Genomic DNA, 25,789 nt, shown 5'->3' on the forward strand with positions numbered 1-25,789 from the left:
GGATTATCCGGCGGGCAACTCCAGGTAATGGCGAGGTCACAATGAGTATGAAAACATCTCAAGGCGACGCTGAACTGCTGGCTGCCACCAGGAACGGCGACGTGGCCGCCTACCGGGTGCTCCATCAGCGACACGCCCCCGCGGCGCATGCGCTGGCCCGCCTGCTCCTGCCGGGCGGGGCCGACGTCGAGGGCGTCGTGGAGAGGACGTTCGCCGACGTCCACCACGTGATCGCCCAGGGACACGGCCCTGAACAGGCGTTCCGCGTCCACCTGCTCACCGCCCTCCGCCGCACCGCCGACGCCCGTCCCGGTACGCCCGGCACGGGGAACGGCCCGGCGGCCACCGGGCCGGAAGCCGTACCGGAAGCCGGCGGGAAGGCGGAGGGGGAGGCCGGCGAGAGCGCGGGCGGAGAGGGCGGAGAGGCCGGGGTGACCGGCGAGCGGGCGGAGGGGGAGATCGACGAAGGGGCGGACGGGGAGGACGGCGAAAGGGCGGACGGGGAGGACGGAGAGGCCGGGGTGACCGGTGAGCGGGCGCGGGGGGAGATCGACGAGCGGGCGGACGGAGAGTCCCCTTTCGGCCCGCGCGCGTTTCTCGTCGACCCGTCGGTGGCGGGCCTGGAACGCTCGCCGGTGGCCAGGGCGTTCCTCTCCCTGCCCGAGCGGTGGCAGTTCGTCCTGTGGCACGCCGAGGTCGAGAGGCTCAGGGTCGAGGACGTCGGGCTCCTGCTGGGCCTGACGGTCAACGGCGCGGCCGCGCTCGCCCACCGGGCACGGGAGGGGACGCGCCAGGCGTGCCTGCGCATCCACCTGGCCGAGACGTCCGCCCCCGAGTGCCGGCCCGTGCTGACCAGGCTGGGTCCCTACACCCGCGGCGGCCTGCCCAGGGAACAGGGCAGGGTCATCGAAGGGCATCTGGACGGCTGCTCCGGCTGCCGCGCGGTGCTCGCGGAGCTGGCCGGCATCGGCCAGGGCATCCGCTCGGTGATCGGACCGCTCGTCGCCGGTCCCGCGTTCCCCGCCTACCTGACGGCACTCGCCAGGATGGGCGCCACGGCGGGCGGCGGGCTGTCCGGGCGCTGGCACCGGGCTCCCCGGTCCGTACGGCGCGCCGTCGCGACCGGTGCGATGGCGACCGCGGTCGCGGTGGCCGCGGCCCTCGTGCTGGTGTCGGCCGAGGCGCCCGCCCCCGGGCCGAGCACGGCCTCCGAGCCGATCGTCGTGGCCCCCGCGCCCGACTCTCCCGCCCCGAGAGAGTCCTCGGACGGGCCGGACACCTCCGGCTCGCCCGTACCGTCACTCCCCGGGCGGCCGACGGGTCCCGACCGCGAGCCCGCCGAGACCGGGACGACGCCCGGATCCGGTGGGGTGAGTGCCGGTGCGGCACCCGGCGCCGGGCTCGGGGAAGCGGGAGCCGGGAGCGGTGACCCGGCCGGGGCGCCGCAGGGGACGGCGGGAGCGGGGCAGGACGGCCGGACGGGTTCCTGGCTCGCCCCCCGCCTGGTGGCCAGAATCGACGCGCTCGGCGCCCTGGTCAGGTCCGAGGCCGGAATCGTCGTGGTACGTCTCCGCAACGCGGGCCTGGGGCAGAGCGAGGAGGTCGTCGCCGATGTCGGCCTGCCGCGAGGCGTGACGCTGCCGTCCGGGTCCCGCAGGGGAAACGCCGTCGGCGGCGTCACGCCGGTCGGCACGGTCGACGGCTGGTCCTGCCGGGCGAGGAGCCGGGGCGCCCGCTGCGTCCGCGGCCCGCTGCCGGCGGGCCGGGCCACGGCGGTCTTCCTGAGGGTCCTGGTGTCGGGCGACGCGCCCTACGGGGCGGTGCCCTCGGTCACGGTCTCCACCGCGGGGACGCGGGTGGCGGCCAGGTCGCGCGGCGGGGTACGGGCGACGGGGGCCCCGGCCCGGTTCGCCACCGACGGCAGGGTGGCCGTCTCCGCGATCGGCAACACCCTGATGAGCTGCGCGCCCTCGGAGCCCGCGTGCGAGGCCGCCCACTCGCGGCGGGGCGGCAGGCGCGACAACAACAGCTGGGAGATGCGCCCCCTCGACCGCGACGGGGATCCGTCGACGAGCAGTTCGAGCGCCGCCCGGCTCGTCGTGCCGGCCGCGAGCAAGGTGGTCTGGGCGGGACTCTACTGGTCGGCGAGCGCGCCCTCCAGCGAGCGGATCAAGCTCAAGGTGCCGGGCGAGGAGCGGTACCGGCAGGTCAGGGCAACGCAGGTGGTGGAGCGGGAGCTGCCCGCGGGGCGCGGCTACCAGGCGTTCGCCGACGTGACGCGTCTGCTGGGCACGGTCCGCGGGACGTACTGGGTGGCCGACGCCTCGGTGCGGTCCGGGGTGGCGCGCCATGCCGGCTGGAGCCTGGTGATCATCGTGGCCGACCCGCGCCGGCCGTACAGCCAGGCCGTCGTCGTGGACACCGCGACGGTGCTGGACGGGGAGCACCGCTCGGCGCGGATGCCGCTCGGAGGGCTCACCCCCTCCGGCTCCGACGCCCCCGCGAGGCTGGCCCTGGTGACCTGGGAGGGTGACGCGGGCGTCATGGGCGATCGGGTGAGGCTCGGCGGCCGGCCCCTGCGGCCCGCGGGCGGGGAGCGGGACCCGCGCAATCCCTTCGACGGGTCCGCCGCCGGTGCGCGGGGCACCGGCACGACCTTCGGTACGGACGTGGACCGCTTCCGGACGCCCCTCGGCCGCGACCCGGTGCTGGAGCTCAGCACGCACCAGGACGTCCTGCTGTTCGGCGCGGCGGCGGTGAGCGTACAGACCGCCTTCTGACGGGGCGCACCGTTCGCCCGGGTCCGCTGTGCGGCGAAGGCGTCATGCGGGGCGGAGGGACACATGGGTCGGGGTGGCGGGAAACCCGAGCGAATGGCACCTCGCCGGGGGGATCCACGAACGGGACAAACTGGTACGGTCGGCGTGAACGATCCAGCGTATGGTCGAGCGCGGGTGGAATCGTCGGGATTCACCCTCGGATGGTCAGCTGCTTGATTACCCTGAGGAAGGGCCGTCTGTCCGGTCTCTTAGGGGTTCTTTCAGGCTTGTCTGAACCGAAGGATCGGGCCACGTAGGAAGGGCGGTGTCGTGTGGATCGTTGCGCGCTGTTCGTGGACGCCGGCTACCTGCTGGCCGACGGCGCGATGGCGGTGCACGGTACCCGCCACCGCGAGTCCGTCTCCTGGGACTACCCGGGGCTGCTCCAGCTGCTCAACAAGCTGTCGAGAGAGCGCACCGGCCTGCCGCTGTTGCGCTGCTACTGGTACGAGGCGACCGTGGAGGGCCGCCGCACCCCGGAACACGACACGCTGGCCGACATCCCCGGCCTCAAGCTCCGCCTGTCGCGCATCCGCCCCGGCCGCCGCGAGGGCGTCGACGCCCAGGTCCACCGCGACCTGATGACGCTGGCCCGCAACGGCGCGGTCTGCGACGCGGTCGTGGTCAGCGGTGACGAGGACCTGGCGCAGGTCGTCTGCGACGCCCAGGACCTCGGCATCCGGGTCACCGTGGTCCACATCAGCGCCGACGGCAGCTGGGCCGTCTCCCGCACGCTGCGCCAGGAGTGCGACGACCTGATCGAGATCGGCGCCGGTCATCTGCGCCCCCACGTCAGCCTGCTCAGCGGCGAGACGCCCGCCCTGGTGGCCAACGGCCACCAGCACGGCTCCGGCAACGGCCAGCCCGCCACCTCCCGCGGTGCCGGCGGGAGCAACGGCGCCCCGGCCACCAGCCCCATCCCCGCGGTCCAGACCTCCCGCGCGGCCCACGCCCAGCCCGCGCTGCCCTCCACCTACCCGAGCTACACCCAGGAGTCGCCGATCACCCCGGTCACTCCCGCCGCACCGCCGTCCCCGCCGTCCCCGCCCGCCTCCGCGCCCTCGCACGCGGCCGTCGGCAACCAGACCGGCCCGCTGCCGGCCGCGCCGCAGTACTCGCTGGGCAACACCGGCGGCATGCCGAGCTACCAGTCCCCGCAGATGGGCGCCTACACCGGTCCCCAGCCGGCCCCGGTCCCCCCGCAGAGCTCCGGAACCGGCACCGCGACGACTCTCTCCGACGCGGTGCAGGCCGCCCACAAGGAAGGTCACGACTTCGGCGAGTCCGTGGCCAAGGACGCGCCCGCCCTGTGGCTGGAGGCGGTCCTCGCCCGCAAGCCCCGGATGCCCTCGGACCTGGAGGCGCGCCTGCTCCAGGGCTCCTCCCTGCCGATCGACTTCCTCCTGCACGACGAGGTCCGCCACGCCCTGCGCCGCGGCTTCTGGGACGCCCTGGAGCGCGCCCGCCGCTGAGACGCGCACAGCGCTCCGGACCGCGGGAAAGCCCGTCAGGTGGCTCCGGACCGCAACCGCGGGAACGGTCCGTCAGGTAAGGGCGTCGAAGCCCGCGCGCAGGTGGCTGAGGCGGTTGGACAGCTCGGCCACCGGTCCCGCGAGGCCGGGGTCGCCGCTCTTGCGGGCCAGCTCGGCGACCCGGCCGAGCTCCTCCTCGACGGCGGCCAGGCGCCTGGACAGCTCGGGCAGCACGGCGGCCTGGTCGGACGCCTCACCGGGCGGCAGCTCCGCGCCGAGGCGCTCGCGGAGCATGGTGGCCTGCTCGGCCAGCCTGCGGTTCATGTTGTAGAGCTCCACGAACACCGCGACCTTGGCCCGGAGCACCCACGGGTCGAAGGGCTTGGTGAGGTAGTCGACGGCGCCCGCGGCGTAGCTGCGGAAGGCGTAGTCGGGCGCGCTGTCGACCACGGTCAGGAAGATGATCGGGATGTTGCGGGTGCGCTCGCGGCGCTTGATGTGGGCCGCCGTCTCGAACCCGTCCATGCCCGGCATCCGGACGTCGAGCAGGATCAGGGCGAACTCCGTGCCGAGCAGGGCCTTCAGCGCCTCCTCCCCCGACTTCGCCCGCACCGGTATGAGATCGAGCGAGCTGAGAATGGCCTCGAGCGCGATCAGGTTCTCCTCCCGGTCGTCGACCAGGAGAATCTTGGCTCTGTCCGGCATCGATCACACGCCTTCGTTGGAGTCGTCGGCCGGCTTGCCCCGCGTCAGCCAGCCGCGCAACCTCTCCAGGAGGCGGTCGACGTCCACGGGCTTGGGCACGTAGTCGGAGGCGCCGGACGCGATGCTTTTCTCCCGGTCACCTCGCATGACCTTAGCGGTTAGCGCGATGATCGGCAGATCCGCGAACTGGGGCATCCGGCGGATCGCGGAGGTGGTGGCCCAACCGTCCATCTCCGGCATCATGATGTCCATCAGGACGAGGGCGACGTCCTCGTTGCGCTCCAGCTGCTCGATGCCCTCGCGGCCGTTCTCCGCGTAGATCACCGTGGAGCCGTAGCGTTCGAGCACGCTGGTCAGCGCGAACACGTTGCGGATGTCGTCGTCCACGATCAGGATCTTCGCCCCGGTCAGCGGGTCGTCGCCCTTCCACGGCTTGCCCTCGCCCTGCGGGAACTGCGGCAGGGGCATGTCGTCGTTGAACGTCAGCTCCGGCAGGTCGTCCGGCTCCTCCAGCACGCCGACGAGCGCCGGGTTGCGGGGGGAGGAGCCGGAGGAGCCGGGGGTGCTCGCCCCGCCGTCGCGCGAGGCCAGCGGCCCGCCGTAGGACGGGGGCAGGTAGAGGGTGAAGGTGCTGCCCTCGCCGACCTCGCTGATCACGTGGATCTCGCCGCCGAGCAGGCGGGCGATCTCGCGGCAGATGGACAGGCCCAGGCCCGTCCCCCCGTACTTGCGGCTGGTGGTCCCGTCGGCCTGGCGGAACGCCTCGAAGATGACCTCCAGCTTGTCGGAGGCGATCCCGATGCCGGTGTCGACCACCTCGAAGGCGAGGATGCCGTCGGCGCCGCGCAGGGTGTCGTCCACGAAGGAGACGGCACGCCTGGCGTGGATCACGCGCAGCCGCACCTCTCCCTTGGGAGTGAACTTGATCGCGTTGGAGAGCAGGTTGCGCAGCACCTGCTGCAGGCGCTGCTCGTCGGTGCGGAGCTCCTGCGGGATCGACGGGTCGACCTCGACGGTGAACGACAGGCCCTTGTCCTGGGCCAGCGGCGCGAAGGTGGCCTCGAAGTAGTCGACGAGCTTGGGCAGGGAGATCTGCTGGGGGTGGATGTCCATCCGGCCCGCCTCGACCTTCGACAGGTCGAGGATGTCGTTGATCAGTTGCAGCAGGGCCGAGCCGGCGCCGTGGATGGTCCTGGCGAACTCCACCTGCTGGGCGGTGAGGTTGCCCTCGGCGTTCTCGGTAAGCAGCTTGGCCAGCACGAGGAGGCTGTTCAGCGGGGTGCGCAGCTCGTGGGACATGTTGGCGAGGAACTCGGACTTGTAGCGGGAGGAGACCGCGAGCTGCTCGGCGCGCTCCTCCAGCGTGCGGCGGGCCTGCTCGATCTGGAAGTTCTGGATCTCGATGGCCCGGTTCTGCTTGGCCAGCAGCGCGGCCTTGTCCTCCAGCTCGGCGTTGGAGCGGCGCAGCTCCTCCTGCTGGCGCTGGAGCTCGTCGGAACGCTCCCGCAGCTCGGTGGTGAGGCGCTGCGACTCGGTCAGCAGGTCCTCGGTCCTGGAGTTGGCGATGATCGTGTTCATCGTGACGCCGATGGTCTCGACGAGCTGGTTCAGGAAGTCGTGGTGGATCTCGCTGAACTCGCTGAACGAGGCCAGCTCCAGCACGCCGAGCACCTGCGTCTCGAACAGCACCGGCAGCACGACGATCTGCGCGGGCGTGGAGGTGCTCAGCCCGGTGTCGACGGTCAGGTAGCGGGCGGGCACGTTGCCGAGGATGATCCCCCTGCCCTCCATCGCGGCCTGTCCCACGATTCCCTCGCCGGTCGCGAACCGCTGCCGGGGGCCGTTGCCGGAGCGGGCGCCGTACCCGGCGATGAGGTGCAGGTCGCGGTCACCGGTGGGCTCGGCGAGGTAGAAGGCGCCGTAGTGGGCCGACACCAGCGGGGTCAGCTCGCTCATGATGAGCTTGGCGACCTCCATCAGGTCGCGGTGGCCCTGCATGAGGCGGGAGATCCTCGCCAGGTTGGACTTCAGCCAGTCCTGCTCCTGGTTGGCGGTGGTGGTGTCGCGCAGCACCGCCACCATCATGTTGATGTTGTCCTTCAGCTCGCCGATCTCGCCCTCGGCGTCGACGGTGATGGAGCGGGTCAGGTCGCCGGTGGCCACGGCGGTGGTGACCTCGGCGATGGCGCGCACCTGGGTGGTCAGGCGGGCGGCGAGCTCGTTGACGTTCTCGGTGAGGCGCTTCCAGATGCCCTCGGCGCCCTCGACGCGGGCCTGGCCGCCCAGCTTGCCCTCGGAGCCGACCTCGCGGGCGACGCGGGTGACCTCCGCGCCGAAGGACGACAGCTGGTCGACCATGGTGTTGATCGTGGTCTTCAGCGCGAGGATCTCGCCCTGCGCGTTCACGTCGATCTTGCGGGTCAGGTTGCCGGACGCGACCGCGGTGGTGACCTCGGCGATGTTGCGGACCTGGTAGGTGAGGTTGTTGGCCATGGAGTTGACGTTGTCGGTGAGGTCCTTCCAGACCCCGGAGACGCCGCGTACGCGGGCCTGGCCGCCGAGCTGGCCCTCGGTGCCGACCTCGCGGGCGACGCGGGTGACCTCGTCGGCGAACATCGACAGCTGGTCCACCATGGTGTTCAGGGTGTCCTTGAGCTGGAGGATCTCGCCCTGCGCGTCCGCGGTGATCTTCTTGGACAGGTTGCCCTGGGCGACGGCGGTGGACACCGCGGCGATCTGGCGGACCTGGGTGGTCAGGTTGTTCGCCATCACGTTGACGTTGTCGGTGAGGTCCTTCCAGGTGCCGGAGACACCGGGCACCTGCGCCTGGCCGCCGAGCTGGCCCTCCGAGCCGACCTCGCGGGCGACGCGGCTCACCTCGGAGGCGAAGGACGACAGCTGGTCGACCATGGTGTTGATCGTGGTCTTCAGCGCGAGGATCTCGCCCTGCGCGTTCACGTCGATCTTGCGGGTCAGGTTGCCGGACGCGACCGCGGTGGTGACCTCGGCGATGTTGCGGACCTGGTAGGTGAGGTTGTTGGCCATGGAGTTGACGTTGTCGGTGAGGTCCTTCCAGACCCCGGAGACGCCGCGTACGCGGGCCTGGCCGCCGAGCTGGCCCTCGGTGCCGACCTCGCGGGCGACGCGGGTGACCTCGTCGGCGAACATCGACAGCTGGTCCACCATGGTGTTCAGGGTGTCCTTGAGCTGGAGGATCTCGCCCTGCGCGTCCGCGGTGATCTTCTTGGACAGGTCACCCTGCGCCACCGCCGTGGAGACCGCCGCGATGGCGCGGACCTGGGTGGTCAGGTTGCCCGCCATCACGTTGACGTTGTCGGTGAGGTCCTTCCAGACCCCGGAGACGCCGCGCACCTGCGCCTGGCCGCCGAGCTGGCCCTCGGTGCCGACCTCGCGGGCGACGCGGGTGACCTCCTCGGCGAACGCCAGCAGCTGGTCGACCATGGTGTTGACGGTGTTCTTCAGCTCGAACATCTCGCCGACCGCGTCGACGGTGACCTTGCGGCTCAGGTCGCCTCGCGCGACCCCGGTGGTCACCGCGGCGATGTCGCGGACCTGCGCGGAGACGCGGCTGGACATGGTGTTGACGGCCTCGGTGAGGTCGCGCCAGCTTCCCGACATGCCGCGCACGTTCGCCCGGCCGCCCAGGCGGCCCTCGGTGCCGACCTCCCTGGCCACCCGCGTCACCTCGGAGGTGAACAGCGACAGCTGGTCGACCATGCCGTTGATCGCCTTGCCGAGGCGGCGCACCTCGCCCCTGGCACCGCGGTCGAGATCGATCCGGCGGGACAGATCACCCTTGGCCACCGCGTCGATCACGTCCGCGGCCCCGCTGACCGGGCCCACGAGCGCGTCGATCAGCGTGTTGACCGAATCGACGCTCTCGGCCCATGAGCCCACGCCGGGACCGGGGGTGAGGCGCTCGCCGAAGCGGCCCTCCTTCACCACCTCGCGGCGGACTCGGTGCAGCTCGTTGGCCAGGTGCTCGCGGCGATCGGCCACCTCGTTGAGCAGCAGGCGGATCTCGCTGAGGATTCCCGGCGGGGCGTGCGGCACCCGGCGGCGGAAGTCACCGTCGCGCCAGGTGATGAGCGTCTGCAAGATCGGTCGCAGATCCGATTCGCTGTAACGTCGCTCCTCGACGTCGGGCACGGTGTTGACCGTGGTCATATGACCTCCTTGACTCCCGGGGGCGCAGCCGTGAGTCACCCCAGTCTGTCACGGTGCGCAATGTGTAGTCCCACCTTCGATTCACCCCATGTCAACGGGAAGTGTGGTAGTCACGGAACAGTGACCAGTGCTCCACGCGCCGTCCTGGCGGCGACCTTCGCCCCAGGACACACGGCCGTTCCTGCCGCCAGGCGGTTCACCATCGAGGTGATGACCGCCTGGGCCGCCGCGCCCGTTCTGGCGGTCGCCGAGCGGCTGGCGGCCGACCTGTCGTCGCAGGTGACCGATGCCTCTTTTGAGATCGTTTGGAGCCATCTGGGCGACGGGCTGCAGATCGAGGTGCGCCAGAGGCGGGCCCCCGACGGGAGCCCCGGCGCCCCGTCCGTACCGGTGGAGGAATGGGGTGTCACCTTCGCCGGTCAGCAGCGCACGCACTGGGCCAGGATCCGGCTGCCCGGCTCCTCCGGGCGACCGTCCTCGGAGTGGACCGCCGAAGAACCCAGCCGCGGGCCGATCTGGATGGGTTTTCTCGCCGATGCCAGCGACCTGCTGGCGGGCACCCTCGACCCCGACATGGTGCCCGCGATCATCTCGCAGATCGTGGTGCCACGGCTGGCCACCTGGTGTGCCGTCTACACCTGGAGCAACGGCGGCGGCCCGCAGCGTCCAGCCTACCTCTGGCACACCGACGAACGGCGCATCGACGAGCTCCGGGAGGAGCTCGCCAGCGTCCAGATCCCGCAGGCCGGCGGCTCCATGCAGTTCGCCGACTCGCAGGTGCTGGTCATCCCGCTCCTCGCGCGCGGGCGCACGCTGGGCGCGATGTGCCTGGGGCGGCCCGACCGGTTCGCCGAGGACGTCTTCCAGTACGCCGAGGACATCGGCCGCCGCGCCGCGCTCGCCCTGGACAACGCCCTGCTGTACGCCACCCAGGCGGCGGCCAACCGGGCCCTGCAGCGCAGCCTGCTCCCTCCCGACGAGCCCGGCGAGATCCCCGGCCTGGACCCCGCGGTGGTCTACGAGCCCGCGGGGGAGACCAACGAGGTCGGCGGCGACTTCTACGACCTCTTCGCGGCCGGCGACGGCTCCTGGCGGTTCGCGGTGGGCGACGTCTGTGGGACCGGCCCCGAGGCCGCCGCGGTCACCGGCCTGGCCCGCCACACCCTGCGCCTGCTCTCGCGGGAGGGGTACGGGGTGGCCGCCGTCCTCGACCGCCTCAACCAGGCGATCCTGGAAGAGGGCGAGCGCGCCCGCTTCCTGACGCTGCTGCACGGGGAGATCAAGCCCGTGCCGACCGGCCTGGACGTGGCGATGGTCTCCGCGGGGCACCCGGAGGCGCTGCGGCTGCGGCCCAGCGGCGTCGTGGAGGCCGTGGTGACCTCGCAGTCGCTGCTGGGCGTCTTCCCCGAGGCGACCTTCAAGGCGGAGCTCGTCCATCTCGATCCCGGTGACGTGCTTCTCGCGGTGACCGACGGGGTCACCGAGCGTCGCAGGGACGGGCGGCTGCTCGACGACGACGGGGGGCTGGCCAAGCTGCTGGCCGAGTGCGCGGGGCTGTCGGCGCGGGCGGTCGCCGAGCGGATCCGCCGCGCGGTCCAGGACTTCGCCCCCGAGCCGAGCGCCGACGACATGGCGATCGTGGTCCTGCGAGCCCGCTGACGAGGGTCGTCCACCCGGTGGACGAGACCGTTGACGGGCCGCCCACCGGCTGGGCGGGCCGTGGACGGGGCCGTTCACCGGCCGGGCGAGATCGCCCGCACGACCTGGGGACCGTACGGGCGGAGACCGTCACCCCCTCATCGGGCGATGTGGGCTAGATATCGGTATTCACGTGCTTCCTGGCGAAGTCCAGCTGGGCCGACATCTGCGCGATCCGCTCGGAGACGACCAGGGAGCCGTGGCCCGCGTCGTAGCGGTACACCTGGTGCTCGTGGTCGCGCTCGGCGAGCCGGGCCACGTACGCCTCGATCTGCCCGATCGGGCAGCGCGGGTCGTTCTCCCCGGCGAGGATCAGCAGCGGGGCCTCGACTTGGTCGACGTAGGTGATCGGCGAGCTGTTCGCGTACCGCTCGGGCTGCTCCTCGGGCGAGCCGCCGAGCAGCGCGCGGTGGTAGGAGCGCAGCGCCTCCGTCTCCTCCTCGTAGGTGGCGACGTGGTCGGCGATCGGCACCGTGGCGATGCCCGCCGCCCACATCTTGGGCTGGGTGCCCAGGCCGAGCAGCGTGAGGTAGCCGCCCCAGGAGGCGCCGGACAGCACCAGCCGGTCGGGGTCGCAGACGCCGCGGTCGACCATCGTGTCCCTGACGGCGGCCACGTCGGCCAGCTCGATGTGCCCGACGTCGCCGTGCAGGGCGTTCCGCCAGGCCGAGCCGTATCCGGTGGAGCCCCGGTAGTTGACCCGTACGACCGCGAAGCCGAGATCAACCCAGGCGGCCACCTGCGGCACGAAGGAGTCGTCGTCCTGGGCGGTGGGCCCTCCGTGCAGCATGAAGACCGTGGGGAAGGGGCCCGAGCCGCGCTCGGGGCGGGAGACCAGGGCGTGGATGCGGCCGCCCGGCCCCTCCACGTCCACGTCCTCGACCGGGACCGACGGGGGTGAGATGGGGCCGCCGTGGTTCATCACCACGTGGCCGCTGGTCGACCGGATCAGCGGCGGGTGGGCCCCGCTGGACCAGGAGTACTCGACGGAGCCGTCGGGGCGGGGGGCGGCGGCGTCGATCACGCCGTGCTGGGTCTCGATCGGGAAGAGCCCGCCGCCAGGAAGGTCGTAGCGGGTCAGGTAGGTGCGCCCCCGGTTGCCGCGCACGACGAGCAGCGAGCGGCCGTCGTCGTACCAGTCGGCGGTGATCTCGCCCGGGTCGCGCAGCCAGATCTCCCGCTGGTCGCCGGTCTCGGGGTCCCAGACGAGGGGCTCGCGGCGGCCCCTGCGCTCGTGCAGGGTGAGCAGGCGGCGGTCCCCGGACAGCGGGGCGAAGCGCAGGCCGACGACCCCCTTGCCGGGGCCGTCGTGCAGGTCGCGGACGACCTCGCCGTTGCGCCGGAGCACGCGCAGCCCGGGGTGCCGGGCGTCGCCGTGCTCGCTGTGGCTGATCGCGATCAGCGAGCCGTCCAGGGAGACCGCGGAGACGGCGGCCGCCTCGGTGTGCTCGTAGATCGTCCGCGCGGGCTCGCCCGGCCGTACGAGATGGATGGTGAAACCCTGTCCCGGCCTGGCCATGCCGATGACCGCGTCGCCCGTCGCCGAGAGCCCGAGCCCGGCGGGGAAGCCGGGGGCGAGGTCGACCGGCTGGTCGGGGCCGCCGTAGAAGGGCTGGCGCATCCACCGGCCCCACTCGTCGCCGTCGGTGTCGTCGAACCACCAGATCCACTGCCCGGTGGGATCGATCGCGCCGTGCGAGGTGCCCTTGGGGCGTGAGGTCGCCTGACGGGCGGAGCCGCCCGCGCGGTCCCAGGCGTAGACCTCCCACGCCCCCGAGGCGTTGCTGCGGTAGACGGACCGGCTGGGAGCCTGGCTCGCCCACACGGGCAACGTCGCGCGCGGCGCACGGAACCTGGCCTGCCAGCGCTCCTCCGCCTTCATATGGCGCTTCCCTCCGTCAAGGTGTCAGCTTCACGCGTCCAGGCGTGGGCTCGCCGGATTGCGGTCCAGTATGTCGCCTTCATCGGCTAATTGCTTGAGTAATGTCAGGGAATTTCGGACTAAAAGTCACATCAGTAACAGGTGCCCCGAAGGGGCTGTCAAGCACACAGCTTGCTCAGAGGTGGTGCTTAAAGATAGACATACGGAAAGAAGCCTCCACGAGGCACATTTCTGGGAGTTCTGCGATCTTTCTTCGCATGACTTCCGTGTCCGTATGCCAGGCGCTGGGCCCCATTCCCACGACCGCCTCGACCGCATCATGCCCCAGGGCCATCTCGAACGCGAGAGTGCTCCGTCCGGTCTCGACGAAGTGCTCGTTCAGGCTCTCCGCCACACGCCGCTCCTTCGAGTCGTCCACCGACAGGAGCCCCAGCCGCTCCACCAGTGGCGATAGGTGCCGCGAGGTCGGTGTGACCACTACGAGTTCACCGTCCTCCTTGAGCACTCGTGCGAACTCTGCCCCATTTCTGGGGGCGAACACATTGAGAAGCACATCTATCGTGTCATCTCCCAGCGGCAGCGGTCTCCACACGTCGGCCACCACCGCCCCCAGCCGGGGATGGGCCCGCGCGGCCCGTCTGATCGCGTGTTTGGAGACGTCCAGCGCCACCCCGGCGGCCTCGGGCAGCCCGTCGAGCGCCCGCGCGAGATAGTGGCCAGTCCCGGCACCGGCGTCGGCCACCACCCTCGCGCCGGGACGGCAGGCACCGGCGACCGCCTCCGCCAGCGGGGCGTAGTGCCCGGCGGCGAGGAACGCGTCCCTGGCCGCCACCATGGCCGCGCTGTCGGCCGTTCCCGGCACCCGGGACCCCGTCAGCAGGCTGACGTATCCCTGCCTGGCCACGTCGAAGCCGTGCCCCAGGGCGCACCGCAGGACCCGCTCCCCGAGCTCCATGGAGCCGCGGCAGACCGGGCAGGCGAGGTGTTCGACGACATCGTCCAGCATCTCCCCATCATCTCGCGTCCCGCCGAAGCCGGATCGTCCCGACGGACGCGGACCCGCGGGGTCTGCAGGGGTCTGCAGGGATCTGCGGGGGCCTCGTGGGTCTTCGGGGGACGGCAGGTCAGGCGGTCTGCTGGATCTGCTGGAGGAAGGCCGCGTTGGAGGGAGTCTCGCTGAGCCTGCCGGTGAGGAGTTCCAGGGCCTGCTGCCGCTCGAGGCCGCCCAGCGTGCGGCGCAGCCGCCAGGTGAGCTGCCGCTCCTGAGGGTCGAGGAGGATCTCCTCGCGGCGGGTGCCGGAGGCGTCGAGGTCGACGGCGGGATAGAGGCGCTTGTCGGCGAGGGCGCGGCTGAGGCGCAGTTCCATGTTGCCGGTGCCCTTGAACTCCTCGAAGAGGCTGTCGTCCATCCGCGAGCCGGTCTCGACCAGCGCGGTGGCGAGGATGGTGAGCGAGCCGCCGTCGCGCAGGTTGCGGGCGGCGCCGAAGAAGCGGCGCGGGGGGAGCAGGGCCGTGGCGTCGATGCCTCCGGCGAGGGTGCGCCCGCCGCCGGGGGCGAGGTTGTTGTACGCGCGGGCGAGCCGGGTGAGGGAGTCGAGCAGGAGGACGACGTCGTGCCCGGCCTCGGCGAGGCGCTTGGCGCGCTCGACGGCGAGTTCGGCGACGGCGGTGTGGTCGCGGTCGGGGCGGTCGAACGTGGACGCGGCGACCTCTCCGTGGATGGACTCGCGCATCTCGGTGACCTCCTCGGGGCGCTCGCCGACGAGCACGACCATGAGGTGGCAGTCCGGATGGTTGGCGGTGATCGCGGCGGCCAGGTCCTGCAGGACCATCGTCTTGCCCGCCTTGGGCGGGGCGACGATCAGCCCGCGCTGGCCCTTGCCGACCGGCGTGAACAGGTCGACGACCCTGCCGGTCAGCGACCCGGTCTCCAGGCGGAGCCGGTCGCGCGGGTGGATCGGGGTCATGTCCGCGAAGTCGGGCCGGTGCCGCCAGGCGGCGGCGCCGTTCACGCTCTCCACCCCCTCCAGCCTCTCGTACGGGGCGCGTGCGGTGGCCACGACGTGGTCGCCGGGGCGCAGGCCGTACTCGGAGATCTGGGAGGGGGGCACGCGGACGTCGCGCGGGGACGGCAGGTAACCGCCTGTCCGCAGGTGTCCGGTCCGGTCGCGGACGTCGAGCAGGCCGGTCACGGTCTCGGCGGGGGCGTCGCGTCCGGGGGACCGTCCGGTCGTGGTCGCGTCGTTCCCTCGGGTCCCTCGGGGGGCCTTCCTGATGGTGCCCGAGTCGCTTCCACGGGGACGCGGCACCTTCTTGGCGGTGATCTTTTCGACGGTGGGTTCTTTGAAAACGGGTTCGGTGGTCATGAACGACCTTTCACGGGAGATCGGGAGATCGGGACCGCACGCCTGGGACAGGGGCGGCGCCGAGAGAAAAAAGCGGGAAACGGGGGCGGATCATCGCACGCGGCCTAGCCAGCGGTGCGTCACGCCCGGTATCACGGTAGCACCGTTGCCCCATCCCGAACAGGAGAGCGGATGCTACATCAACCCATAACGGTCGCCGGGGTCGAGGTGTTCCCGCTGTGCGACGCGGTGGGACCGATGGGCGACGCGATCCGGCGCCCGATGCCGCAGATGTTCCCCGGTGGCCGCCACGGCGAGTCGGACGAGTGGATCCTGCACTTCCACTGCTACCTGCTGCGCGACGCGGCGGGCCGCACGGTGCTGGTCGACACCGGCATCGGTCCCCGCGACTCGCCCGCGGCGAGCTGGGCGCCGGTGCCCGGCGTCCTGGGCGCGGAGCTGGCCCGGGTGGGGACGGCCCCCGAGGAGGTGGACGCGGTGGTCATCACGCACCTGCACAGCGACCACGCGAGCGGTGCGGTGGTCGCGGGGGCGCCGGTCTTCGCCAACGCCCGGCACGTCCTGCAGCGCGCCGAGATCGACGCGGCGGGCGGGGCGGTCCTCGACCACGTCGTCCGGCCGCTGGGCGAGCGGGTGCAGGCGGTGGACGGCGGGGCGGAGGTGCTGCCCGGCATCCGGGTGCTGCTCACCCCGGGGCACACTCCGGGCCACCAGGTGGTGCAGGTCGGCGATCTGGTGCTGACCGGCGACGTGGTGCTGCATCCGGTGCAGCTGGAGGACCCGCGGGTGCCCTACCTCTACGACGCCGACCCCGAGCTGGCCGCCACCACGCGCGTGGAGCTGCTCGACCGGGTCAGGGCGGAGGGCGGGATGATCGGCACCGCCCACTTCGCCGAGCCCTTCACCAGGCTCGCCTGAACCGCGAGGTCGTCCGAGCCGGAGTCTTCCGCGAGGCTCGTCCGAGCCGGGATCGTCACAGGCTCGCCTGGGCGGCCGGGAGCAGGCGGCGCCGGGCCTTGCCCCGGTAGCGGACGACCTGGACGGCGCCCAGCGCCCAGATCGGGTACTGGGTGGCGAGCGCCCACCGGAAGGAGTCCAGGCCGGTGTCGCCCAGGAGGTCGAGGGTGACGCCGATCAGGGCGATCACCACCACGGACGCGACGAAGCCGCCGCCGTTCACGATGCCGGTGGCCGCGCCGATCCGGGTGGCCGGGTTGAAGGTCCTGGCGTAGTCGAAGCCGATCATCGATCCGGGGCCGTTCGCGGCCAGCACCACCACGAGCGCCACCAGCAGCCAGAACGGCGCCCGTCCCGGCCAGAACAGCACGGCGGTCCACGCCCCGGCGGTGGTGCCGATCACGATGAGCACCATCCGGGAGCGGTGGAAGGGGAACCGCCCGGCGAGATAGCCGAGCAGCGGCCCGCACACCATGCCGCACAGGGTCAGCGTGGTCAGCAGCACGCCCGCCGTCGCGGGGGCCAGCCCCTGGCCCTGGACCAGGAACGGATATCCCCACAGCAGCAGGAACGCCGCGCCCGAGCACTGGGTGGCCGCGTGGGTCCACATGCCCAGCCGGGTGCCCGGCTCGGCCCAGGCGGCCTTCAGGCTCGGTGCCTCCCCCGTACGCTCGGGGCGGGGGTCGCGCAGCACCGTGACCAGCAGGAACGCGGAGACCACGCCCAGGAAGGCGGCGCCCAGGAAGGTCGGCGTCCAGCCGTACGTGTGCAGGGAGTAGATGAGGGGGACCGCGGAGGCGATCGCGCCGAGCTGGCCGAGCAGGCCGGTGAGCTGGACCATCAGCGGGTTGCGGTGGGCGGGGAAGGACAGGCCGACCAGCCTGATCACGCTGATGAACGTCATCGCGTCCCCGCACCCGATCAGCGCCCGCCCGGCGACCCCCGGCAGCAGCCCTCCGGCCAGGGCGAAGACGAGCTCGCCGCAGGCCATCACCGCGGCACCCAGGACCAGCATGCGCTTGGAACCGAGGCGGTCGACCAGCATCCCGACGGGCACCTGCATGCCCGCGTAGACCAGCAGCTGGCACATGGCCAGGACCGAGAGCCCCGCCGCGCCGACGTCGAGCCTCGCCGCCGCCTCGATGCCCGCCACGCCCAGTGACTGCCGGTGGAAGACGGCGATGACGTAGGCCACCACGCCCGTGGCCCAGAAGAAGATCGCCATGGACCGTGGTTTCATGGGGGAAATATTACTTTTTACGTATTTTAGGAATGCGATCGGGTCCGCGAGGGGCGCCGGGATCAGCAGCGCGGGTAGCGGATGAGCAGGCTGGCGTGGACGTCCCGGTCACCGAGGACGGCGTACGCGTGCGGGACGTCCGACCGCCAGGAGATGTGCTCGCCGGGACCGGCCCGCAGGGGAGCCCCGGCCGGTCCGGCGCTCAGCGTTCCGGCGAAGACGGTGACGTGCTCGGTGACACCCTCGTGGTGGGCGGGCGAGACCTGTGTCGTCCCCGCCCGGAGCACCAGCCGGTAGAGCTCGTAGGTGACCTTCTCGTCCTCGAAGACCTGGAGCAGCGTCCCCTCGACGGCCGTGCCGTGGACGACGGGCACCACCTGGGCACGCCCGCTCCCGCCCGCGTCCACCGGCGGCGGGGTGCCGACGGCCATCGCCAGGGGGACGCCGAGCTCGGCGGTGATCGCCCAGAGGGTCTCCAGGGTGGGGTTGCGGGTGCCGTTCTCCAGGCCGGAGAGTGTGGCCTTGCCGACACCGGCGGCGCGGGCGAGGGCGGACAGGGAGATGCCGCGCTCCTCGCGCAGCCGGCGGATCCGCCGCCCGATGTCGGGGGTGCCGCCGTCCACGGCGGGTTCGCCGGGCGCGCCGGCGTTCCCTGAGAGCCGGTCGAGCGCGTCGGTGTCCGCCGAGGGTGTGCTGGGCGCACGGGTGGCCGCAGCGGGCCGGTCGGGCGTGCCGGTGTCCTTGGCGGGCCTGGGGCTTTGTGCTCCGGAGTCCATGGGGTTATCGTGCAGCATGAGAGCCGTTCCGTTTACGGAACGGTCGGCGTCATCCCCCACAAGGACCGAACATGACACGCATGCTTCAACCCGTGCTGGCCGGGGTGGTGACCACGGTGGTCGGTTTCGCCAGCTCCTTCGCCGTGGTCCTGGCGGGGCTCAGGGCGGTGGGCGCCGACGAGCGGCAGGCGGCGTCGGGACTCCTCGCCCTCTGCGTGGCCAACGGCGTGGTGGCCGTCTGGCTGGGCCTGCGGCAGCGCGTCCCGATCGTCGTGGCCTGGTCCACCCCGGGGGCGGCGCTGCTGGTCGCGACCGGGACCGTACAGGGCGGTTTTCCCGTCGCGGTCGGGGCGTTCGCGGTCTCGGGACTCCTCCTCACCGCCGCCGGTCTCTTCCCCGTCCTGGGCCGGTGGATCGCGTCCATCCCCACGCCGATCGCCGGCGCCATGCTCGCCGGGGTCCTGCTCGACCTGTGCGTCGCGCCGGTCAGGGCGCTCGCCGAGATACCGCTGACGGCGGTTCCCGTCGTGCTCACCTGGGCGCTGCTGAGCAGGTTCGCCCGCAGGTGGGCGGTCCCGGTGGCCCTCCTCGTCGCCGTCGCGGCCATCGCGCTGACCGGTCCAGGGCTGGGCGCGGTGGACGTACGGCCGGTACTGGAGGTGACCGTCCCGTCCTGGAGCGCCCAGGCGATGGTCGGCATCGCGCTCCCGCTGTTCCTGGTCACCATGGCCTCGCAGAACGTACCGGGCATGGCGGTCCTCGCCGGGTACGGCTACCGTCCCCCGCTGCGCGGGATCCTCGTCTCCACCGGCCTGGCGAGCACACTGGGTGCCCCGCTGGGCGGCCACGCGGTGAACCTGGCGGCGATCAGCGCCGCGCTGTCCGCCGGACCCGACGCCGACCCCGATCCGGCCCGCCGGTGGATCGCCTCGGTCGCCTCGGGCGTCTCGATGATCGTCCTTGGGATCGGCTCGGGGCTGGCCACCGCGCTCGTGTTGCTCTCCCCGCCGCTGCTCGTCGAGGCCGTCGCCGGCCTCGCCCTGCTCGGCGCGCTCGCCTCGGCCGTCGTCTCGGCCGTCGCCGACCCCGAGGGCAGGGAGGCCGCGGTCGTCACCTTCGTGGTCACCGCGTCGGGACTGACGCTCCTGGGCGTGGGCGCCGCGTTCTGGGGGCTCGTCGCGGGCGGGCTCATGACGCTCCTGCACCGTCGCGGGAAATCCGCTCGGACCCCGGCCGACGAGGCGCCGGTGGACGAGACCGTGCCGGATCGGGATCAGGATCGGGGTCCGGACGCGGGCGAGGGAGGTCCGTACATGCCTCAGCCGGTGCGGCCTGCGGGGCGCACCGGCTGAGAGAGGACGTGACTAGCGGTGGTCCGAGCGTCCGTGGCGACCGGCCACGAGCTGGTCGGTGGAGGACTGACGGGGCACCTCGACCCGGGGGTGGGGCGCGGTGTCCTCGACGCGGTCGTCGACGCCGTCGCGGTCACGGTCGACCACGGGGGGCGTGGTCGTGGTCGTGGCGCTCGCGGGAGCCGCGGTCGTGGGGGTCTCTTCGAGCTTGCGCTCCAGCTCCCGCTTCTCCTCCTCCAGGCGGGTGACGCGGTCACGCGCCTCCATCCGCGAGGCGCGGAGGCTGCGACGCTTCGCGGCCGAGCGACGCATACCGGAGAACATCATCCCCAGGCCGAGCAGGAAGACCGCTCCGGTGGCCACGCCCGCGAAGAAGAGCTCCAGCTGGGTGAACTGGAACAGGCGGTCGAACACGGTGAACGAAGCGGTGGTGGTCGATGCTGCGGTCTCGTCCCAGGAGACCGCGATCACGGTCGCACCCGCGAGTACGATCAAGAGAAGTCCCAGCACTATCATGTGGCTACCACCTCAGGCTTTGGCTGTTGTGGTAGCCACTGCTGCCCTCGGCGAGCGGGATTATTCATCGGATCCCCATGGTTGCCAGGGAATGTGAAGGACGAGCTGCCGCGAAACGCCACGAACATCGACGTCGTCGTCATCGGCGCGGGGCAGGCGGGGCTCTCCAGCGCCTACTTCCTGCGCCGGGCCGGGCTGGACTTCACGGTGCTCGACCGCTCCCCCCGGCCCGGCGGCGCGTGGCAGTTCCGCTGGCCGTCCCTCACCCTCGGCGCCACCCACCACGTGCACGACCTGCCGGGGCTGCCGCTGGGCGCCGTCGACACGACCCGGCCCTCGGCCGAGGTCGTCTCCGAATACTTCGCCGCCTACGAGCGGGCCTTCGAGCTGCCGGTACGCCGCCCGGTCGAGGTGCGGGCCGTCCGGGAGGGCGCGGAAGGGCGGCTGCTGGTGGAGACCGGGGCCGGTGACTGGTCGGCCCGCGCGCTGATCAACGCCACCGGCACCTGGGACCGCCCGTTCTGGCCCCGCTATCCGGGCCAGGAGACGTTCCGGGGGCGCCAGCTCCACACCGCCGACTACGTGAGCCGCGAGGAGTTCGCGGGCATGCGCGTGGTGGTGGTCGGCGCCGGGGCCTCGGGCGTGCAGCTCCTGATGGAAATCGCGGAGGTCGCCACGACCACCTGGGTCACCCGGCGCCCTCCCGCCTTCGTCAGGGGTCCGCTCGACGAGAACCTCGGCCGTGAGGCCGTCGCCAGGGTCGACGCCCGCGTCCGAGCCGGGCTCGTACCGGGCAGCGTGGTCGGGGCCACCGGCTATCCGGTGACCCCCCAGGTGGAGGCGGCCATGGCGGCGGGTGTCCTCGACCGGCTGCCGATGTTCGACAGGATCACCCCCGAGGGCGTGGCCTGGGACGCCGGGCCAGGCGGGCCCGCCCGCCTGGTCAGGGCGGACGTGATCCTCTGGGCGACCGGTTTCCGCCCCGTCGTCGGCCACCTGGCTCCGCTGCGCCTGCGCGAGCCCGGCGGCGGCATCCGGGTCGAGGACACCCGGGCCGTCCTCGACCCCCGCGTCCACCTGGTCGGCTACGGCCCCTCCGCCAGCACCGTCGGCGCCAACCGGGCCGGCCGCACCGCCGTACGGCACATCCGCCGCCTCCTCGCCGCACCCGCCGTTTCCGGGCAGCCGGTTCCCTCCGCAGCGGCGTAGGGGATCACGGCCGGAGCGGGGACGTCGCTGGGGATGCCCAGAGGCGGAAATGCGGATTTCCCGGAGATTCCGGGCCTGTCGCGGCAGGTCTAGGGTTGACGCCCATGGACCGTACCCGCCTCTACCGCAACGGCGTCCTGGAGGCCGAGGGCTTTCCCATCGACGACATCTCCGAACACGTGGAGGACGAGTCCGCCGTCGTATGGTTCGACCTCTGCTCGCCCACGCAGGCGGAACTGGCGAAGATCAGCGAGGAGCTGGGCCTGCACCCCCTTGCGGTCGAGGACGCGCTGCACAGCCACCAGCGGCCCAAGCTCGACACCTACGACAGCCACCTGTTCGTCACCGTCTACGCGGCGAGACCGGCGGAGAAGGGGATCGACTTCATCGAGGTCTCGATCTTCGCGACCAGGAACGCCCTGGTCACCGTGCGGGAGAACCCCGAGTTCGACATCGACGAGGTGATCAGGCGCTGGGACGCCAACGCCGCCATGGTCAGGTTCGGGGTGCCGTACCTGCTGCACGGCCTGCTCGACTACATCGTGGACGGCTACTTCGAGGTGTTGCAGGGGGTGGACGACCGGGTCGAGGAGCTGGAGGACGACCTCTTCCAGGACAATCCCGGGGACATGCCGCACATCCAGCGCCGGACCTTCGAGATGCACAAGAAGCTGGTGCGCTTCCGGCGGCTGGCGGTGCCGACGCGCGAGGTCGTGGGCAGCCTGCTGCGCAGGCAGGACGTCCTGGACCCCAAGCTCATCCCGTACTACCAGGACATCTACGACCACACCCTGCGCACCGCGGAGTGGAGCGAGTCCCTGCAGGACCTGGTGAGCAACGTCCGCGAGGCCCACATGAACCAGCAGGGGTTCCGGCTCAACGACATCATGAAGAAGATCACCAGCTGGGCGGCCATCATCGCGGTGCCCACGATGATCACCGGTTTCTACGGGCAGAACGTGCCCTACCCCGGGTTCGCCCAGTCGATCGGGTTCTGGACGTCCACGATCCTGATCATCGTGGGCACGGTGCTGCTCTACCGGGCGTTCAAGAAGCGCAACTGGCTCTGACCCGATAGCCGTCCGCCGCCGCCCGCCGGGTCACCTGATCGGCCGGGAGACCGCCCGCCGTAGCCTGGCCTCAGGGGAGAACGGCCGGGTCCGGCCCGGCATCCGGCAGGGATTCGGCGATCGGTGAGGAACGAGCTGCATGGCACGCGGACGGCTGCGCGTCTACCTGGGGGCGGCCCCCGGGGTGGGCAAGACCTTCGCGATGCTGGCAGAGGGGCGTGGGCGCGGGGAGCACGGCACGGACGTGGTGGTCGGGCTGGTGGAGACGCACGGTCGCGAGCGCGTCGAGAGGCTGCTGGAGGGGATGGAGATCGTCCCGCGAGCGGCGGCGGAGCACCGCGGGGCCGTGTTCGGCGAGCTGGACGTGGACGCCGTCATCGCGCGGAGGCCGGAGGTCGTCCTGGTCGACGAGCTGGCCCACACCAACGTGCCGGGCTCGCGCAACGCCAAGCGCTGGCAGGACGTGGAGGAGATCCTGGAGGCCGGGATCGACGTGGTCTCCACCCTCGACGTCCAGCACCTGGAGTCGCTCGGGGAGGCCGTCGAGGAGATCACCGGGGTGGTCCAGCGCGAGACGGTGCCCGACGAGGTGGTGCGGCGGGCCGGGCAGGTGGAGCTGGTGGACATGGCCCCGGAGGCGTTGCGCCGCCGGATGGCGCACGGCGACGTGTACGCGCCGGAGAGAGCGGAGGCGGCACTGTCGACGTACTTCCGGCCGGGCAACCTGACGGCGCTGCGCGAGCTGGCGCTGCTGTGGGTGGCGGGAGAGGTCGGCGACAGCCTCGGCCACCACCGCGCCGAGCATCGCGCCGCCGGGGTGCGGGAGACCCGGGAGCGGGTGGTGGTGGCGCTGGCGGGAGGCCCGGAGGGGGAGACTCTGGTGCGCCGGGCGGCGCGGATCGCGGCCAGGTCCCCGCGGGCGGACCTGCTGGCGGTGCACGTGACGATGGCCGACGGCCTGGCGAACGCCGATCCGGCGCGCCTGGCCCGGCAGCGCGCGCTGGTGGAGAGCCTGGGCGGCGGCTACCACCAGGTCGTGGGCGACGACGTGCCGCGGGCGCTGCTGGACTTCTCCCGGCGGGTGAACGCCACGCAGCTGGTGCTGGGGGTCTCCCGGCGCGGACGGCTCGCGCGGGCCCTGTCCCGGGGGGTCGGGGTGACCACGGCCGCGTCCTCGGGGACCGTCGACGTCCACATGGTCACCCACGAGGAGGCGGGGAGGTCCGGCGGCCGCCGCCCGTCGCGCGCCGCGCTCACCCGCTCCCGCAGGCTCGCCGGCTGGGGGACGGCGCTGCTCGGGCTCCCCCTGCTCACCGCCGCCCTCCTGGGCATCGGTCACGCGACGTTGCCGAGCGTGATACTGCTGTTCCTGCTGATGGTGGTCTGCGTCGCGCTGACCGGCGGCATGTGGCCCGCGATCACCGCCGCGGTGGCCGGGTTCGCCCTCCTCAACTGGTACTTCACGCCGCCGTTCCACTCGCTGGCCGTGACGCGACCGGAGAACCTGCTCGCCCTGGTCGTCTACGTGCTGGTCGCGATCATGGTGAGCGCGGTCGTCGACCTGGCGGCCCGCCGCGCCAGGGAGGCCGCCCTCGCGGGCGCGGAGGCCGAGGTGCTGGCGACCCTCGCCGGATACGTGCTCCGGGGCGAGGCGGCGCTGCCGTCCCTGCTCTCCCGGCTCAGGGAGATCTTCGGGCTGACCTCCGTCACCCTGCTGGAACGCCGGCCCGATGGCCCGCCCGGCCCGCCCGGCCCGGACGGTTCGGGGGCTTCGGACGGACCGGACGGACCGGACGGTTCCGATGGCTCGGATCGCTCGGACGGCTGGCGGATCGTGGCGACCGGGGGCGGGGAGCCGTCCACCCGTCCCGGTGTCGCCGGCACCGACGTGGTCGTCGACGACGACCTGGTACTGGCCGTACGCGGGTGGCTGCCCGGCACGTCAGGCCGCAGGGTGCTGGAGGCGTTCGCCGCCGAGGCGGCGGTGGCGCTGCGCCACCGCCGCCTCGCCGAGCAGGCGGGGCGACTGCGCCCGCTCGCCGAGGCCGACAGGATGCGCACCGCGCTGCTCGCCGCGGTCAGCCACGACCTGCGCACCCCGCTCGCCTCGGCCAGGGCGGCGGTGGAGGGCCTGCGCGCCACCGACGTCGACTGGTCGCCGGAGGACAGGGAGGAACTGCTCGCCACGGCCGACGAGTCCCTGGTCAAGCTGGACCGCCTGGTCGTCAACCTGCTCGACATGAGCCGCCTGCAGGCGGGGGCGCTCGGGCTGACGCTCCAGCCGACGGCGCTCGAGGAGATCGTCCCCCGGGTCGTCGACGAGCTGGGCCCGCCGCACGACCGGGTGCTGAGCCGCCTGCCCGAGGATCTCCCCGAGATCGCCGCCGACCCCGCGCTGCTCGAACGCGTACTGGTCAACCTCGTCTCCAACGCCGTCCGCTACAGCCCGCCGGGCGTCGCCGTGCTGGTCGGCGCGAGCGTAAACGGCGACGACGGCGACCACATGGAGATCAGGGTCGTCGACCGGGGGCCGGGCATTCCCGAGGAGTCACGCGACCGGGTCTTCCTGCCCTTCCAGCGGCTCGGCGACCGCGACAACGCCACCGGTGTCGGTCTCGGCCTCGCGCTCTCCCGGGGGCTGGCGGAGGCGATGGGCGGCACCCTCGTACCGGACGAGACACCGGGCGGGGGCCTCACCATGATCCTGACCCTGCCCGTCTTCCCGCGGCACCGGGCCGCGCCCGCACCTGTGGAGGACCTGTGACGCGCATCCTCGTCGTCGACGACGAGCCCCAGCTCCTGCGGGCGCTGCGGATCAACCTGGCCGCCCGCGGGTACGAGGTGGCCGTGGCCGGCGACGGCGCCGCCGCCCTGCGCCAGGCCGCCGACCGGCACCCCGACCTGGTCGTGCTCGACCTCGGCCTGCCCGACATGGACGGGGTGGACGTCATCCACGGGCTGCGCGGCTGGACCACCGTCCCGATCATCGTGCTGTCCGGCAGGGCCGAGGGCCGCGACAAGGTGGAGGCCCTCGACGCGGGCGCCGACGACTACGTCATCAAGCCGTTCGGCGTCGACGAGCTGCTCGCCAGGATCCGTGCGGTGTCGCGTCGCGCCTCGGTCACCGAGGAGGAAACGGCCCGGTTCGTGATCGGCGAGCACGAGGTGGACCTGGCGGGCAAGACCGTCTCCGGCGGCGTGCGGCTGACCCCCACCGAGTGGCGCCTGCTGGAGATCCTGGTCCGCAACCCCGGCAAGCTGATCACCCAGCGCCGCCTGCTGAACGACGTCTGGGGCGCCGCCTACGGCAAGGAGACCAACTACCTCCGCCAGTACATGGCCCAGATGCGCAAGAAACTGGAGCGTGACCCCGCCCACCCGGTCCACCTGCTCACCGAACCGGGCATGGGCTACCGCTTCCAGCCCTGACCGCTTCCAGCCCTGACCGGCCGCCCTCCGGGTACGGTCTCAGCCGGCGGACACCCCCGTGTCAACCAGGGGATTACCGGGAATCGGTCAAGCACGAGCCCGTAGACGCT

The 25,789-nt window shown here is 72.3% G+C and carries 17 protein-coding genes; 9 read left to right on the plus strand and 8 right to left on the minus strand.

The window, feature by feature from the left end:
• The first annotated feature begins 47 nt into the window (after positions 1-47).
• Both ACTOQ2_RS15575 and ACTOQ2_RS15580 read left to right on the plus strand, forming a co-directional pair.
• Positions 48-2,780, plus strand: a complete 2,733-nt coding sequence (locus ACTOQ2_RS15575; RefSeq protein WP_440100281.1) for a zf-HC2 domain-containing protein — start codon at positions 48-50, stop codon at positions 2,778-2,780.
• Between the two features lie 311 nt (positions 2,781-3,091).
• Positions 3,092-4,291: an NYN domain-containing protein gene (locus ACTOQ2_RS15580; RefSeq protein WP_440100282.1), complete on the plus strand. Its 1,200-nt coding sequence runs from the start codon at positions 3,092-3,094 to the stop codon at positions 4,289-4,291.
• 72 nt (positions 4,292-4,363) lie between these two features.
• Here ACTOQ2_RS15580 and ACTOQ2_RS15585 read toward each other — a convergent pair whose 3' ends face one another.
• Both ACTOQ2_RS15585 and ACTOQ2_RS15590 read right to left on the minus strand, forming a co-directional pair.
• On the minus strand, positions 4,364-4,996 hold the full coding sequence (locus ACTOQ2_RS15585; RefSeq protein ID WP_440100283.1) for a response regulator: 633 nt from the start codon (positions 4,994-4,996) through the stop codon (positions 4,364-4,366).
• A gap of 3 nt (positions 4,997-4,999) precedes the next feature.
• The gene (locus ACTOQ2_RS15590; protein WP_440100284.1) at positions 5,000-9,184 is read right to left on the minus strand and encodes a HAMP domain-containing protein; all 4,185 of its coding nucleotides are present in this window, start codon (positions 9,182-9,184) and stop codon (positions 5,000-5,002) included.
• 120 nt (positions 9,185-9,304) lie between these two features.
• Here ACTOQ2_RS15590 and ACTOQ2_RS15595 point away from each other — a divergent pair, with 120 nt between their 5' ends.
• Positions 9,305-10,843 (plus strand): PP2C family protein-serine/threonine phosphatase, encoded by a 1,539-nt coding sequence (locus ACTOQ2_RS15595; protein WP_440100285.1) that lies wholly within the window; start codon positions 9,305-9,307, stop codon positions 10,841-10,843.
• 154 nt (positions 10,844-10,997) lie between these two features.
• Here ACTOQ2_RS15595 and ACTOQ2_RS15600 read toward each other — a convergent pair whose 3' ends face one another.
• From ACTOQ2_RS15600 to rho, 3 genes are all read right to left on the minus strand, one after another.
• Positions 10,998-12,764: a S9 family peptidase gene (locus ACTOQ2_RS15600; RefSeq protein WP_440100286.1), complete on the minus strand. Its 1,767-nt coding sequence runs from the start codon at positions 12,762-12,764 to the stop codon at positions 10,998-11,000.
• 175 nt (positions 12,765-12,939) lie between these two features.
• On the minus strand, positions 12,940-13,770 hold the full coding sequence (locus ACTOQ2_RS15605; protein WP_440100287.1) for a putative RNA methyltransferase: 831 nt from the start codon (positions 13,768-13,770) through the stop codon (positions 12,940-12,942).
• Between the two features lie 118 nt (positions 13,771-13,888).
• Entirely contained in the window at positions 13,889-15,130 is a 1,242-nt protein-coding gene (gene rho, locus ACTOQ2_RS15610; protein WP_440100288.1) for a transcription termination factor Rho, read from the minus strand.
• Positions 15,131-15,301: 171 nt separating this feature from the next.
• On the opposite strand from rho, the gene ACTOQ2_RS15615 reads away from it, so the two are divergent.
• The gene (locus ACTOQ2_RS15615) at positions 15,302-16,048 is read left to right on the plus strand and encodes an MBL fold metallo-hydrolase (RefSeq protein ID WP_440100289.1); all 747 of its coding nucleotides are present in this window, start codon (positions 15,302-15,304) and stop codon (positions 16,046-16,048) included.
• A gap of 55 nt (positions 16,049-16,103) precedes the next feature.
• Here ACTOQ2_RS15615 and ACTOQ2_RS15620 read toward each other — a convergent pair whose 3' ends face one another.
• The gene (locus ACTOQ2_RS15620; RefSeq protein WP_440100290.1) at positions 16,104-17,327 is read right to left on the minus strand and encodes an MFS transporter; all 1,224 of its coding nucleotides are present in this window, start codon (positions 17,325-17,327) and stop codon (positions 16,104-16,106) included.
• Positions 17,328-17,389: 62 nt separating this feature from the next.
• Entirely contained in the window at positions 17,390-18,121 is a 732-nt protein-coding gene (locus ACTOQ2_RS15625) for a helix-turn-helix domain-containing protein (RefSeq protein WP_440100291.1), read from the minus strand.
• Between the two features lie 53 nt (positions 18,122-18,174).
• Here ACTOQ2_RS15625 and ACTOQ2_RS15630 point away from each other — a divergent pair, with 53 nt between their 5' ends.
• On the plus strand, positions 18,175-19,455 hold the full coding sequence (locus ACTOQ2_RS15630) for a benzoate/H(+) symporter BenE family transporter (protein WP_440100292.1): 1,281 nt from the start codon (positions 18,175-18,177) through the stop codon (positions 19,453-19,455).
• A gap of 12 nt (positions 19,456-19,467) precedes the next feature.
• Here ACTOQ2_RS15630 and ACTOQ2_RS15635 read toward each other — a convergent pair whose 3' ends face one another.
• The gene (locus ACTOQ2_RS15635) at positions 19,468-19,950 is read right to left on the minus strand and encodes a hypothetical protein (protein ID WP_440100293.1); all 483 of its coding nucleotides are present in this window, start codon (positions 19,948-19,950) and stop codon (positions 19,468-19,470) included.
• Positions 19,951-20,064: 114 nt separating this feature from the next.
• Here ACTOQ2_RS15635 and ACTOQ2_RS15640 point away from each other — a divergent pair, with 114 nt between their 5' ends.
• From ACTOQ2_RS15640 to ACTOQ2_RS15655, 4 genes are all read left to right on the plus strand, one after another.
• On the plus strand, positions 20,065-21,180 hold the full coding sequence (locus ACTOQ2_RS15640; protein WP_440100294.1) for an FAD-dependent oxidoreductase: 1,116 nt from the start codon (positions 20,065-20,067) through the stop codon (positions 21,178-21,180).
• A gap of 104 nt (positions 21,181-21,284) precedes the next feature.
• Positions 21,285-22,250 carry a magnesium transporter CorA family protein gene (locus ACTOQ2_RS15645; protein ID WP_440100295.1) on the plus strand — a complete coding sequence of 322 codons (966 nt, stop codon included), beginning with the start codon at positions 21,285-21,287 and terminating at the stop codon, positions 22,248-22,250.
• Positions 22,251-22,389: 139 nt separating this feature from the next.
• The gene (locus ACTOQ2_RS15650; protein ID WP_440100296.1) at positions 22,390-25,014 is read left to right on the plus strand and encodes a DUF4118 domain-containing protein; all 2,625 of its coding nucleotides are present in this window, start codon (positions 22,390-22,392) and stop codon (positions 25,012-25,014) included.
• The gene (locus ACTOQ2_RS15655) at positions 25,011-25,679 is read left to right on the plus strand and encodes a response regulator (RefSeq protein WP_440100297.1); all 669 of its coding nucleotides are present in this window, start codon (positions 25,011-25,013) and stop codon (positions 25,677-25,679) included. Before ACTOQ2_RS15650 ends, ACTOQ2_RS15655 begins: the two co-directional genes overlap by 4 nt.
• The last annotated feature ends 110 nt before the right edge of the window (positions 25,680-25,789 follow it).

This window comes from Streptosporangium sp. H16 (assembly GCF_051918855.1).
In the GTDB taxonomy this organism is placed as follows: domain Bacteria; phylum Actinomycetota; class Actinomycetes; order Streptosporangiales; family Streptosporangiaceae; genus Streptosporangium.

What these genes read in the sequence shown, in the direction of transcription:
- ACTOQ2_RS15630 (WP_440100292.1), top strand. Translation starts at nt 18,175, where the DNA reads ATGACACGCATGCTTCAACCCGTGCTGGCCGGGGTGGTGACCACGGTG.
- ACTOQ2_RS15600 (WP_440100286.1), bottom strand. Translation starts at nt 12,764, where the DNA reads ATGAAGGCGGAGGAGCGCTGGCAGGCCAGGTTCCGTGCGCCGCGCGCG.
- ACTOQ2_RS15585 (WP_440100283.1), bottom strand. Translation starts at nt 4,996, where the DNA reads ATGCCGGACAGAGCCAAGATTCTCCTGGTCGACGACCGGGAGGAGAAC.
- ACTOQ2_RS15615 (WP_440100289.1), top strand. Translation starts at nt 15,302, where the DNA reads ATGCTACATCAACCCATAACGGTCGCCGGGGTCGAGGTGTTCCCGCTG.
- ACTOQ2_RS15650 (WP_440100296.1), top strand. Translation starts at nt 22,390, where the DNA reads ATGGCACGCGGACGGCTGCGCGTCTACCTGGGGGCGGCCCCCGGGGTG.
- ACTOQ2_RS15605 (WP_440100287.1), bottom strand. Translation starts at nt 13,770, where the DNA reads ATGCTGGACGATGTCGTCGAACACCTCGCCTGCCCGGTCTGCCGCGGC.
- ACTOQ2_RS15645 (WP_440100295.1), top strand. Translation starts at nt 21,285, where the DNA reads ATGGACCGTACCCGCCTCTACCGCAACGGCGTCCTGGAGGCCGAGGGC.
- ACTOQ2_RS15620 (WP_440100290.1), bottom strand. Translation starts at nt 17,327, where the DNA reads ATGAAACCACGGTCCATGGCGATCTTCTTCTGGGCCACGGGCGTGGTG.
- ACTOQ2_RS15625 (WP_440100291.1), bottom strand. Translation starts at nt 18,121, where the DNA reads ATGCTGCACGATAACCCCATGGACTCCGGAGCACAAAGCCCCAGGCCC.
- ACTOQ2_RS15590 (WP_440100284.1), bottom strand. Translation starts at nt 9,184, where the DNA reads ATGACCACGGTCAACACCGTGCCCGACGTCGAGGAGCGACGTTACAGC.
- ACTOQ2_RS15575 (WP_440100281.1), top strand. Translation starts at nt 48, where the DNA reads ATGAAAACATCTCAAGGCGACGCTGAACTGCTGGCTGCCACCAGGAAC.
- rho (WP_440100288.1), bottom strand. Translation starts at nt 15,130, where the DNA reads ATGACCACCGAACCCGTTTTCAAAGAACCCACCGTCGAAAAGATCACC.